Annotated in this window: 13 protein-coding genes and 1 other RNA gene; 7 read left to right on the top strand and 7 right to left on the bottom strand. The window is 64.2% G+C overall.

What is annotated here, in order from left to right:
* Window positions 1-15 precede the first annotated feature (15 nt).
* Window positions 16-507 (bottom strand): low molecular weight protein-tyrosine-phosphatase, encoded by a 492-nt coding sequence (locus ABH939_RS14540; RefSeq protein ID WP_007735468.1) that lies wholly within the window; start codon window positions 505-507, stop codon window positions 16-18.
* A complete protein-coding gene (locus ABH939_RS14535) occupies window positions 494-1,189 on the bottom strand; it encodes an HAD hydrolase-like protein (protein ID WP_373936742.1) in 696 nt (231 codons plus the stop codon). The genes ABH939_RS14540 and ABH939_RS14535 overlap by 14 nt, the downstream gene beginning before the upstream one ends.
* A gap of 56 nt (window positions 1,190-1,245) precedes the next feature.
* On the opposite strand from ABH939_RS14535, the gene cobC reads away from it, so the two are divergent.
* The 4 genes from cobC (at window position 1,246) to ABH939_RS14515 (ending at window position 5,368) form a co-directional block, all read left to right on the top strand.
* Window positions 1,246-2,280 carry an Rv2231c family pyridoxal phosphate-dependent protein CobC gene (cobC, locus tag ABH939_RS14530; RefSeq protein ID WP_378504714.1) on the top strand — a complete coding sequence of 345 codons (1,035 nt, stop codon included), beginning with the start codon at window positions 1,246-1,248 and terminating at the stop codon, window positions 2,278-2,280.
* Complete coding sequence (locus ABH939_RS14525; protein ID WP_322002251.1) at window positions 2,277-3,410, top strand: Nif3-like dinuclear metal center hexameric protein; 1,134 nt, start codon at window positions 2,277-2,279, stop codon at window positions 3,408-3,410. Before cobC ends, ABH939_RS14525 begins: the two co-directional genes overlap by 4 nt.
* Before the next feature lie 108 nt (window positions 3,411-3,518).
* Complete coding sequence (locus ABH939_RS14520) at window positions 3,519-4,256, top strand: zinc ribbon domain-containing protein (RefSeq protein WP_003941604.1); 738 nt, start codon at window positions 3,519-3,521, stop codon at window positions 4,254-4,256.
* Window positions 4,253-5,368 (top strand): bifunctional RNase H/acid phosphatase, encoded by a 1,116-nt coding sequence (locus ABH939_RS14515; protein ID WP_007735460.1) that lies wholly within the window; start codon window positions 4,253-4,255, stop codon window positions 5,366-5,368. Before ABH939_RS14520 ends, ABH939_RS14515 begins: the two co-directional genes overlap by 4 nt.
* A 29-nt stretch (window positions 5,369-5,397) precedes the next feature.
* Here ABH939_RS14515 and ABH939_RS14510 read toward each other — a convergent pair whose 3' ends face one another.
* Entirely contained in the window at window positions 5,398-6,633 is a 1,236-nt protein-coding gene (locus ABH939_RS14510) for an SLC13 family permease (protein WP_042445760.1), read from the bottom strand.
* A gap of 28 nt (window positions 6,634-6,661) precedes the next feature.
* Entirely contained in the window at window positions 6,662-7,189 is a 528-nt protein-coding gene (locus ABH939_RS14505) for a DUF1697 domain-containing protein (RefSeq protein WP_007735458.1), read from the bottom strand.
* 54 nt (window positions 7,190-7,243) lie between these two features.
* Between ABH939_RS14505 and rnpB the strand changes: the two genes are divergently transcribed.
* From rnpB to ABH939_RS14490, 3 genes are all read left to right on the top strand, one after another.
* Window positions 7,244-7,658: RNase P RNA component class A (rnpB, locus tag ABH939_RS14500), an RNA gene on the top strand.
* A 319-nt stretch (window positions 7,659-7,977) separates the two neighbouring features.
* Complete coding sequence (locus ABH939_RS14495; protein ID WP_007735457.1) at window positions 7,978-8,163, top strand: hypothetical protein; 186 nt, start codon at window positions 7,978-7,980, stop codon at window positions 8,161-8,163.
* A gap of 108 nt (window positions 8,164-8,271) precedes the next feature.
* The gene (locus ABH939_RS14490; protein ID WP_064113243.1) at window positions 8,272-9,681 is read left to right on the top strand and encodes an RNB domain-containing ribonuclease; all 1,410 of its coding nucleotides are present in this window, start codon (window positions 8,272-8,274) and stop codon (window positions 9,679-9,681) included.
* Window positions 9,682-9,685: 4 nt separating this feature from the next.
* Here the strand turns inward: ABH939_RS14490 and pip are convergent, their stop codons facing one another.
* The 3 genes from pip to panB are packed head-to-tail and all read right to left on the bottom strand — an operon-like array spanning window position 9,686 to window position 12,027.
* Window positions 9,686-10,669: a prolyl aminopeptidase gene (gene pip, locus ABH939_RS14485; RefSeq protein ID WP_404649738.1), complete on the bottom strand. Its 984-nt coding sequence runs from the start codon at window positions 10,667-10,669 to the stop codon at window positions 9,686-9,688.
* The gene (locus tag ABH939_RS14480) at window positions 10,669-11,106 is read right to left on the bottom strand and encodes a hypothetical protein (protein ID WP_225320065.1); all 438 of its coding nucleotides are present in this window, start codon (window positions 11,104-11,106) and stop codon (window positions 10,669-10,671) included. The genes pip and ABH939_RS14480 overlap by 1 nt, the downstream gene beginning before the upstream one ends.
* 51 nt (window positions 11,107-11,157) lie before the next feature.
* Window positions 11,158-12,027 (bottom strand): 3-methyl-2-oxobutanoate hydroxymethyltransferase, encoded by an 870-nt coding sequence (gene panB, locus ABH939_RS14475; RefSeq protein ID WP_007735454.1) that lies wholly within the window; start codon window positions 12,025-12,027, stop codon window positions 11,158-11,160.
* Between the last annotated feature and the right edge of the window lie 73 nt (window positions 12,028-12,100).

Raw genomic sequence — 12,100 nt, 5'->3', positions numbered from 1 at the left:
AATTTTGCTCCGGGTTCAGGCTCGCTCGCGGATCCAGTCGAGTATGTCGGGAATGGCTGCTTCGATCTGGTCTCGCACCAGTTCGAAGTCCTCCTGATCCCCGTAGTACGGGTCCGGAACCGATTCTCCGTCCGCCTCGGGGTCGAACGATCGCAGTAGGCGCCGACGCTCGGTGGGCACGCCGAGATGAGCAAGCTCACGTTCGTGCCCGGTGTCGAGGGCGACGACAAGATCGGCGGCGAGATGATCTGCATTGACCTGCGCGGCGCTGTGGCCCGTCGGATATCCGGCCGCTCGGAGCACGACGTTGGTCCGCTCGTCGGCCTCGCTACCGGTGTGAAACCCCTCGGTACCTGCACTGCTGACACGGACTCGGTCGGCGAGGCCTTCACGGTCCAGATGCGCGAGCAAGATCTTTTCGGCCATCGGTGACCGGCAGATATTGCCGGTGCACACAAACGTCACATGAAGTGGTTCAGTCACGTGGAGTGGTTCAGTGGCGGCCATCGAGAAGTCCTCCCAGTTCGGATGCCGACGATACGGAGCGAAACGCTTGCCGCGCTTCCTCGGCGGAACCGTAGCCCCATTCGACGACGACGGTGGGGATGCCGTACTTCGCGGCGCCGAGCACGTCGTGATCACGGTCGCCGATCATGAGAACGTCGGGGGTTCCGCCGTCGGATGCGAGGACGGGAGTGATCCCGAGCGAGGTCAGCGAATGCGCGATCACATCGGGTTTAGCCCGACGAGTTCCGTCGTCACTCGCGCCGCCGATGAACTCGAAGTGCTCGGCCAGGCCGAAATGCTCGAGGATTCGAATGGCGAATCGCTCCGACTTGGAGGTGGCGACGGCCAGTCGGGTTCCGCTCGCGCGAGCCTTACCCAGGACGACGTCCATGCCTTCGTACACCGAGTTCTCCTGCCACCCGGTCGCGTCGTAACGCTCGATGTACGCGGCGATCGCCCGATCCACGTCCGCCGGGGCCATACCGAGTGACCTGAAGGTGTCGACCATCGGCGGGCCGATCACCGATGCCAACATCGATTCCGTCGGCTCCGGATGGCCGACAGTTGCCAACGCGTGTCGGAAGCCGCCGTGAATGCCGGGAGCGGAATCGGTGATGGTGCCGTCCAGATCGAACAGAACTACGGGAAAGCGGTCGAGCGGGGGTGTCGTCACGGCACTCATTGTCCCGGACGGCAGGGGTGATGTCCGCGCACGGTGCTCGACCGTAGGCTGACCGGGTGAGTACCGGAACGGTTGACCTGGAGAGCTTGCGACATCACGGCGATGTCGAAGCGGAGCCCGGGTTACTCGATTTTGCCGTCAACGTTCAAGGCTCCGGCCCGCCGAAGTGGTTGCGGGATCGGCTGGCCGCAAGGCTGGCGACGCTTGGTTCGTACCCGTCGGCCGCAGCGGAACTGAAGGCTCGCGAAACGGTCGCGCAGCGGCACGGGCGCCGGCCCGAAGAGGTGTTGTTGCTCTCGGGCGGTGCCGAGGGATTCGCGATGCTGCCGCGCCTGGGCGCTCGTTCGGCAGCGCTGATCCATCCGTCGTTCACCGAGCCGGAACTGGCACTGCGAGAGGCCGGTGTGCCGGTGACTCAAGTGATTCTGGAGCCGCCTTTCGAGCTTCGGACCGCGCAGGTACCCGAATCCGCGGACCTTGTCGTTCTGGGCAATCCGACCAACCCGACATCCGTGCTTCACCCCAAGGCCGATGTGTTGGCATTGCGTCAGCCGGGCCGGATCCTGGTGGTGGACGAGGCCTTCGGCGACGCGGTCCCCGGCGAAACGGAGAGCATCGCCGGTGTCGAGTCGGCGGATGTACTGGTCCTTCGGAGCCTGACCAAGACGTGGGCGCTCGCCGGATTGCGGTGTGGATACGCGATCGGCTCTCCCGATCTTCTGGCTCGACTCAGTCACGGCCGAGCCCACTGGCCATTGGGCAGTCTGCAGATCGAGGCCATCACGGCGTGCTGCGAACCGTTTGCCGTCGAGCAGTCGAGGATCAAAGCCGACGCGATTGCCGTGGACCGCCGAGACATGTCGCGGCGACTGACCGAGATCGGGATTGCCGTGCACGAACCCGCTGCGGGGCCGTTCGTGCTCATCGACGTCCGTGACGGCGCCACGATGCGAGAGCACCTGCATGCCCGCGGAATCGCGGTCCGCCGGTGCGACACCTTTCCCGGACTCGGCCCGGATCGGCTGCGCGTGGCCGTCCGTCCAGCCGAGCAGGTTGCGGTACTGATCGAAGCGATGAAGGAGATCTTGTGAGTGGCCCAACTCTTGCGGACGTCATAGCCGTGCTGGAATCCGCTTATCCGCCGGCCCTGGCGGAATCGTGGGACTCGGTCGGCCTGGTCTGCGGCGATCCGGCCGACGCTGTGACGAGAGTGGTTTTCGCGGTGGATCCGACCGAGGCAGTGGTCGACGACGCCATCGCCTCCGGTACCGACCTTCTGGTCGTTCACCATCCACTTCTGCTGCGTGGGGTGGACACCGTCGGTGCTCACACACCCAAAGGTGCGTTGGTTCACAAGCTCATCAAGGCGGGGTGCGCGCTGTTCTCGGCGCACACCAATGCGGACTCGGCCGACCCCGGAGTGTCCGACGCGTTGGCGCAGGCTCTGGGCCTGACCGTGCTGCGCCCGATCGAACCCAAGCCGACGCAGCCGCTCGACAAGTGGGTCGTCATGGTTCCGGTGGAGAATGCATCGGCCGTGCAGGATGCACTTTTCGAGGCCGGGGCTGGGCGGATCGGTGACTACAGCCAGTGCAGTTGGACCGTCACCGGTACGGGTCAGTTCCTGCCCGCCGACGGAGCGAATCCGACGATCGGGACCGTCGGCGCTGTGGAGCAGGTTCGCGAGAATCGTGTGGAAGTGATTGCCCCTCGCGGAAAGCGAAGCGCAGTGCTGGGCGCATTGCGTGCCTCCCATCCGTACGAGGAACCGGCCTTCGATGTCTTCGAACTCGCAGCGTTCCCCAGTTCACTCGGACTGGGGCGGTTGGGTGAGCTCGACCACCCCGAAACCTTGCGGGAATTCACCGCGCGAGTGGCGCGCTCACTGCCCTCGACCGAGTGGGGTGTTCGCGCGGCCGGAGATCCAGACGCGACCGTTCGTACCGTGGCGGTGTGCGGCGGTTCCGGCGACTCGTATCTCGACGTGGTGGCGGCACTGGGCGCCGACGTCTACGTCACTGCGGACCTGCGGCATCATCCCGCGGACGAGCATCTACGCGCCGGTGGCCCGGCTCTGGTCGACGTCGCGCACTGGGCGAGTGAATACCCGTGGTGCGCACAGGCGAAATCGGTGCTCGACGCCGCGTTTGCCGACAATCCGGAGTGGGAAAGCCGGGTTTCGACAATTCGCACCGATCCGTGGTGTTTGAGTGCGCATTAGTGCAGCGCTCTGCAAGGTACGGTTGCACGAACAATTCAAGAGCAGTTCTTCGAGAGCCGTCCTTCGCGAGCACTGCCGACATCGGACTTACAGCAGGAGTTATACAGCGTGAACGTCGAACCACAGGTGCAATCCAAGCTTCTCGACCTCGCCGGGGTGGATGCTGAGCTCACTCGGATCACCCACCGACGCGGAGCGCTTCCCGAGCAGCAGGAAGTCGAACGTCTCGAGGCCGAGCGAATCAGCCGTAAAGACGCGTCCGTAGCCGTCGAAATCCAGATCGACGACATCGATCGCGACATTCGCAAGCTCGAAGGCGAGGTCGACGCGGTTCGTCAGCGCGAGGATCGTGACCGCACACTCTTGCAGAGCGGGTCGGTCGGGGCGAAGCAGCTCACCGAACTCGAACACGAACTCGGCAGCCTGGTCCGGCGTCAGGGGCTTCTCGAAGACGAGTTGCTCGAAGTGATGGAGCAGCGTGAGGCGTTGCAGGCCGATCACGATCACGCCGGTGCCCAGCTGTCCCAGGCCGAAGAAGAGCTGATCGACGCCAAGCGTCGCCGCGACGATGCCGTCGCTGATCTGGACAAGGCGCAGGAGCGTTGTGCCGCCGATCGTGAACGACTCGTCGGTGAATTCCCCGCCGATTTCCTTGCTGTCTACGAGAAGCAGCGCAGCCTGGGCGGACCGGGCGCGGCGCTTCTGCAGGCACGCCGATGCGGCGCTTGCCGGATCGAGATCGACCGCGGCGAGATCTCCCGAATCGCCGCGACACCGGCCGACGTCGTAGTTCGTTGCCCAGAGTGCAATGCAATCATGGTGCGTACCAAGGAGTCCGGTCTGTGACTCTCTCGCAGGTCATCGTCGAGGCCGACGGTGGATCGCGGGGCAATCCCGGTCCGGCCGGCTACGGAGCGGTGGTGTTCGACGCCTCGCGCTCGGTGTTGGCCGAACGCAAGGAAAGCATCGGTATCGCGACCAACAACGTCGCCGAGTACCGCGGACTGATCGCCGGGTTGACCGCTGCCGGTGAGCTCGGCGCGTCGACGGTCGACGTCCGCATGGATTCCAAGTTGGTCGTCGAGCAGATGTCCGGGCGCTGGAAGGTCAAGCACCCGGACATGATTCCGCTGCAGCGGCGCGCTGCCGAGCTGGCGACGCAGTTCTCGCGAGTGACCTACACGTGGATTCCTCGCGGCGAGAACTCTCATGCCGATCGTCTTGCCAACGAGGCGATGGACGCGGCTGCCGGCATCGAAACCGCAGCCCCCGCACCCGCCGCGCCGTCCGAAGAGACGTCGGAGCCGCAGATCGCCGGCTCTCCGGGATGGATCGCCACCACCGGCAAGCCGACACGAATGTTGTTGCTACGTCACGGACAGACAGCGATGTCGGTCGATCGCCGGTATTCCGGACGCGGGAATCCGGAGCTCACGGAACTGGGCCGCGCGCAGGCTGCCGGCGCAGCCGGACGCTTCGGGAACCGAGGCGGTATCGACGCCATCGTCTGCTCACCCCTCGGCAGAACCCGTGAGACGGCAGAGGCATCGGCCCGCGTGCTCGGTTTACCCGTCGTCGAGCACAAGGGTTTGATCGAAACCGATTTCGGCGACTGGGACGGACTCACGTTCCGCGAGGCAGCCGAGCGTGACCCGGACCTGCATCGCGAATGGCTCTCGGACACTTCGGTGCGTCCACCGGGCGGCGAGAGTTTCGACGAGGTACGCGAACGAGTCGTCGCCGCGCGTGACGACCTGATCTCGACCTACGGCGGCGCGACGCTGTTGGTCGTCTCTCACGTCACCCCGATCAAGACTTTGGTGCAGCTGGCCCTCGATGCCGGGCCGTCGTTGCTGTATCGGTTGCATCTGGATCTGGCGTCGCTGAGTATCACCGAGTTCTATCCCGACGGGGGAGCCTCGGTCCGGTTGGTCAACGACACGTCACACCTTCGCTGAAAGAGCCCCGACGGCTGATCAGCCTCTGATCAGATCACCAACCACAGGGCACTCACGGCGGCGAGCAATGTCAGTGGCGTCGTGATGACCCCGAGCAGAGTGAATGTCGCCAGCGTGGGCGGTGCGCCCGCGCTGGTGGCGACTCGTCGCCAGAGCATCGTTGCCAGTGAGCCCACGTAGGTGAGGTTGGGGCCGAGGTTGACGCCGATCAACATCGCAAGCACCAGCGCTGGAGGTGCCGCCGTTCCGAGCGCTGCGATCATCAGCAAGGTTGCCGGCAGGTTGTTGACGAGATTGGACGCAACCGCCGCTACCGCGGCGACAAAGAGCAGCGAGCCGTAGCTGGTGTCGCCTGGCAGGATCTGCGCAATCCATTCACCCACCGGCCCGTTCGCGACTCCGGCGACGATGATTCCGAGAACCAGGACGAACGCGCAGAACCAGAGGTCGGCAGCGTAGAGCATCTTGGCGGCGGTCGTACGGTGCCGAGACAGAGCGATCGCTCCCAGGACACTCGCACCCACCACCGCGATCCAGGCGGGCTCGATCCCGAAGAAACCCGAAACCGCGAAACCGAGCAGCGTCATTCCGATCACCGTCAGCGGCAGAATCGGCGCAGGCGCAGATCTGGCTGCCACCGGCGGTTCGGCGCTGTCGCCCCGCGCGAGTTCCGAACGGAAGAACAGTCGAAAAATCAGGTACTCGACAGCGATCGTCACAACCCACGGCAACGCCATCAATGCGGTGAAGTGCAAGAACGTCAAACCTGTTGCGGCAAACGCGATGAGGTTGGTCAGATTCGATACCGGCAGGAGCGTCGACGCCGAGTTCGACAGGTGCGCACTGGCATAGGAATGGGGCCGCGTACTTGCTCCGATGGATCGTGCGGCCGCGATCACCGCGGGTGTCAACAGCACGACGGTGGCGTCGAGGCTCAGGACCGCCGTGGTCAGGGCAGCGGCGCCGAAAACGTAAATCAGCAACCGGTGTGGATCGGCGAGGGATTTTTGCTGCAGGATCTGGCTGACCCAGCGAAAGACGCCGAGAGCGTCCGCGGCATGAGCGAGAACCAGCACGGCAACCAGGAAGACGACGGTGGGTGCCATGCTCGTCAGTTCTTCGCGGGCTTCGTCGAGAGTTACGACGCCGGTCAGGAGAACGATGACGGCTGCCGGCCCGGCGATGACGATCTCGGGAAGCCCGCGTGGACGCACTATCGCAAAGACGAGTACGGCGGCGACGAGCAGGATGGGAAGAAGAGTCACGCGTTGGTGCTCCGTGTCGGGGCGAGCGTCATTTGAGCAGTTTGTAGAGCGTGTTCAGGTTTCGGGTTGTGGTGAACGCCTTGAACTTCGGTTTTCCGGTGTTCCGGCCGAACGCGCTCTTGACGGTCTGCCCCTTCTCGACCTCCCAGTACAAGACTCCGTCGCCTGCCGCCACACGCTCGACCGAGGCATCGAGTTGCGCTGCCGCAGTGCTCAATTCCTCCAGGATTTCCGGCTCGGAGGCAACCATCGCATAAGCGTGCCAACCCTCGCGTTCGCGCTCGAACGGGTAGTTGTCCACGATCGCCTGCAGTGTCGGAAGGTCGAGGACGAACACCCAAGCCTCGTAGCCGAACTCGCGGGCAAGGGCGGATTCGATCTGTTTCTTCAGCGTCGGGATGTCGGTGCTCGGACTGTCGAACAGAACGTTGCCTGAGGCCAACACGGTTTTCACCCCTTGGAATCCGAGGTCACCGAAGACTCTCGCCAGGTCCGCCATCTTGATGTTGATGCCGCCCACGTTGATACCGCGTAGCAGGGCCACGTACCGAGTCATACGGTGACCATAGTGCCGGCCACCGACAGGCGCCCGGTAGCATACGGGGGCGGACGAGTTGGCCGGGCGGCCGCGGCTTCTGGAACCAGCGCGTATCGCGCACAGGCCTGGGGCCGAGGAAAGTCCGGACTCCACAGAGCAGGGCGGTTGTTAACGGCAACCCGAGGCAACTCGCGGGACAGTGCCACAGAAAACAGACCGCCTGCCTTTCGAGGCAGGTAAGGGTGAAACGGTGCGGTAAGAGCGCACCAGCACCTCGGGTGACCGGGGTGGCTAGGTAAACCCCGCCCGGAGCAAGGTTGAAGGTCGCATCGCTCGCGGTGCGGCTGCGCAGGTGTTCGAGGGCTGCTCGCCCGAGCCTGCGGGTGAACCGCTCGAGGCACCCGGCGACGGTGTGCCCAGATGGATGGTCGCCACTCGGCACTTCGGTGCCGCAGGACAGGATCCGGCTTACACGCCGACTCGTCCGCCCGCGATCTGCACAGTGAGAAAAAGAAGACCCCCACCGGATCGGTGGGGGTCTTCCTTGTTCGAAAAGCTGTCAGACAGGCTTGATGACCAGCAGCGTAGCCCAGTACGTTGCCGCGTCATGGCCCATGAGCGGGAGGAGGTAATCGTAAAGAATTGCGGACATGCGCACTCCATTTTCTGTTCGTAGCTTGTGTTGGGCATTCAAGCAGAACTCACCGTTCGAATGTCCGGTTCTCACCTGCCAGGCCAAGTAGAAAGAATATCAGTCTCACAGCGATCTACAAGCTTCTATCTCACTCTGATGTCACACTGTGGATATGACTGATGAAGATCGACTCTGGTACTTCGACGTGTCCGACGGTTCCGTCACGCAGGGAAAGGGTGCGTCCTCGCTGACGAGGATGGGGCCGTACCCTGATCGGGACTCTGCCGAGCATGCATTGAAGATCGCTGCCGAACGCAACAAAGCCGCCGATCGGGCAGACGAAGACTGGAACAACTGAGCCTTGGAATAACTGAGCCTTGGAACAGCCGGGACTCGAACAACTGGGACCGGTACTGCTGCTACACCGGCCCGAACCGATCATGGAGGATGCGTGCCCGCAAGTCGAATGATGGTGCAGGGAATCGACTTCGGAGTGGTTCGGGCGGAGTTCGACTTGCCAGGAGCATTCTCGGCTGCGGCGCAGGCCGAGGCCGAGAATGCCGTGGATCGTTTCGGTGCCGGGCGTGTCGACGAAACGGGTATCGCCTTCGTGACCATCGACCCTCCCGGATCGATGGACCTCGACCAGGCAGTGCACATCGAGAAGACCTCGACCGGGTACGTCGTGCACTACGCGATCGCCGACGTCGCGGCGGTGGTGACGCCGGGTGGCGCTCTCGACATCGAAACCCGCAAGCGGGGCCAAACCTTCTATCTCCCGGACGGTTCCGTCCCGCTGCATCCCCGAGCGTTGTCGGAGGGATCGGCGAGTCTGCTGCCGGACGTGGTTCGTCCCGCCGCGCTGTGGCGGATCGAACTCGACGCGCAGGCCGAGCCGACGTCGTGGCAGGTGAGACGCGCTCTGGTGAAATCGGTGGCACGTCTGGACTATTCGACCGTGCAGCGCGATGCCGACGCGGGAACCTTGCATCCGTCCATCGCCGCACTACCGGAGTTCGGACGATTGCGCAGTGTCTCGGCGGTTGCCAGGGGTGCCATCGAGCTGAAACTGCCCGAGCAGTCAGTGGTTCGGGATCAGCCGGAGGACGAGTCCTCGGCTCGCTGGCGGATCGAACTGGAGCCACGCACCGAAGCGGACGACTGGAACGCAGAAGTGTCGCTGCTGACCGGGATGTGTGCTGGCCGCATGATGATCGACGCAGGTATCGGGTTGCTTCGCACGCTGCCGCCGGCCGAGGAGTCCGCGGTTCGGACCTTGCGGAGAACTGCAGTGGCGCTGGGTATCACGTGGCCGGAGGGGCAAAGCGTCGGGCAGATTCTTGCCGGACTCGATTCCAACGAGCCGTCGACGATGGCGCTGATGTCGGTTGCGCCGTCGTTGCTGCGCGGCGCAGACTACGCAGCCTTCGACGGCCGACTACCGGAGTTGACGGTGCATGCGGGGATCGGAGCGCCCTACGCTCACGTGACTGCTCCGCTGCGCCGGCTGTCCGACCGCTTCAGCACCGAGGTGTGTCTGGCGATCACAGCTGGTACGCCGGTACCGGAATGGGCGCGCACTGCCCTTCCCGAGCTGCCCGACATCATGAGTGGGTCCGACTCGCTGGCGAACAAGGTCGACCGTGCGTGCATCGATCTGACCGAGTCCACGCTGCTCGACGGCCGGGTCGGCGAGGTCTTCGACGCAGTGGTGATGCGCGCCAAGGACGGAAAGCGCTCGGCGGAAGTGTTTGTCCCGTCGGTCGCCGTGATTGCGAAATGCGTCGGAACGCCCGACGACGGTGAGCGCGCAAAGGTGCGACTCACCGCCGTCGACACCGTCAAACGGACGGTGGAATTCACGTTCCCGGCGTAGGGAGTTACCGGTAAGAATCGGTGGCTTCCACCAGATGATGCATGATGCCGGGCTCCATGGCGGAGTGTCCGGCGTCGTCGACGATCACGAGCTTGGATTCGGGCCACGCCTTGTGCAGCGCCCAGGCGCTGGTGGCCGGGCAGACGACGTCGTAGCGGCCCTGGACGATCGTCCCCGGAATGCCGTGCAGTGCGGAGCTTTTGCGTAGGAGTTGGTTCTCGTCGAAGAACCCGCCGTTGACGAAGTAGTGGTTCTCGATACGGGCGAAAGCCAAGGCGAACCGGGTCTCGGAGTTCTGTTCGATCTTGTCCGCCTGTGGGTACAGGTAGCTCGTCGATCCTTCCCAGGCCGACCAGGCGATCGCTGCCCGGGCTGCGACGTCGGGGTCTTCGGAATGGAGCAGTTGGTGATAGACCGCGACGAGGTCTTCGCCGCGCTGCGCCTCGGGTACCGGTTCGAGGAATTTGTCCCAGCGCTCCGGGAAGATGTTTCCCGCGCCGCCGTTGTAGTACCAGTCGATCTCGCTACGACGCAGGAGGAAGATCCCGCGCAGGACCAGCTCAGTGACGCGCGTGGGAAACGTTTCGGCGTAGGCGATGGACAGCGTGGAACCCCAGGACCCGCCGAAAACCATCCACTTGTCGATCGAAAGATGTTCACGCAGGGCTTCGATGTCGGCCAGCAGCTTGTCCGTCGTGTTCACTGACAGGTCGGCGCCGTCGGCAACGTGAGGGGTGGACCGCCCGCAGCCGCGCTGGTCGAGTAGAACGATGCGGTATGCGGCCGGATCGAAGAACTGGCGTACCGCCGGTTGCGCACCACCGCCGGGGCCACCGTGCAGGAACACCACCGGCTTGCCGTCCGGATTTCCGCTGACTTCCCAGTACATGCTCTGGCCGTCACCGACATCGAGGAAGCCGGTGACGAAAGGCTCGATCGGGGGATAGAGACTCCGCAGAGCCGACGGCGGTGCTGACGTTTCGCTCATCAGAAGCCCACCAGCCCGGAGGCGAGATCGGGGATCTCGAGTGCGGAAATCGCGCCGCTCCGGACGTCGGGGCACGCGGCTGAGGTTGCCGCGTCGATGCTTTCGCGGTTCTGGGCGAGATCGAGCAGGTTGATGCCGTTCTGCGTCGCCCACGTGATGACGATCGTGTTCAGTCCGCCCTTGCCGAGCGTCGGGGTGACGGTCCGCCAGTTCTGCAGCTGCCCTTCCATATCCGAGCACAACTGCTGGACTTGAGCGTCGGTGAACGTCGAACCGGACGCGGTTGTTGCCGGCGCCGTCGTGGTGGAACTCGCGGGCGTAGTGCTGCTGGGCGCGGGAGAGTTGGTGGACCCTCCCGCGCATCCGCTCAGCACCGTGACGAGAGCTGCCGCACCGACTACAGCTGCGGCAGTAAAACTTCGACGGTTACCGATCATTGAACGCACCCCTGGCTGGTTGAGAGACAGGCGGCGTTCGCCGGTCTCGGATCAGAAACTGTGTTCTGCGGCCGGGAAAGCGCCAGTGCGAACTTCTGATGCATAGGCTGCGGCTGCGGAACGCAGTTCGTCACCGACGTTACCGAAACGCTTGACGAACTTGGCTGTCTTACCGCTCGTGTAACCCGCCATGTCCTGCCAGACGAGTACCTGAGCGTCGCATTCGGAACCGGCCCCGATGCCGACGGTGGGGATGGTGAGTTTGCGGCTGACCTGGCCCGCAATCTCGGCCGGAACCATTTCCATGACGACGGAGAACGCCCCGGCTTCCTGGACTGCAATGGCGTCCGCCACAAGTTGCTCGGCCGCGTCGCCACGACCCTGGACGCGGAATCCGCCGAGCGAGTTCACGCTCTGCGGGGTGAATCCGACGTGTGCCATGACGGGGATGCCGGCCGAGGTGATTGCCGCGATCTGCTTGCTCATCCGCTCACCGCCCTCGAGTTTGACGGCGTGCGCGAGGCCTTCCTTCATGAACCGTGTGGCAGTCGCCAGGGCCTGCTCGGCGGAACCCTCGTAGGTGCCGAAGGGGAGGTCGGCGACGACGAGTGCGTGCGGCGCGCCGCGAACGACGCCACGCACGAGCGGGAGCAGTTCGTCGACGGTGATCGGCACGGTGGTGTCGTAGCCGTAGACGACGTTGGCGGCAGAGTCGCCGACGAGCAGCACCGGGATGCCTGCGTCTTCGAAGATGCGTGCCGTGGAGTAGTCGTAAGCGGTGAGCATCGACCAGCGTTCGCCGTTCTGCTTCATCTCGGCGAGGTGGTGAATGCGCGTCTTACGCTTCGGTGCATCGGTAGAGCTTGCAGTGGGTACAGAAACTGCACTGGGTACAGAACCGTAGAGAGGTGTTTCGGACATCGTTGTCCCTTTCTGGCCTCGAGGCCCTGAGCGTTGATCGCCTTCGGGTCCCCGGGTGTGGGTGATGACGTGT

This window comes from Rhodococcus sp. 27YEA6 (assembly GCF_044908235.1).
GTDB classification, from domain to species: domain Bacteria; phylum Actinomycetota; class Actinomycetes; order Mycobacteriales; family Mycobacteriaceae; genus Rhodococcus_F; species Rhodococcus_F qingshengii.
This window is presented reverse-complemented; position numbering and strand designations above follow the sequence as displayed.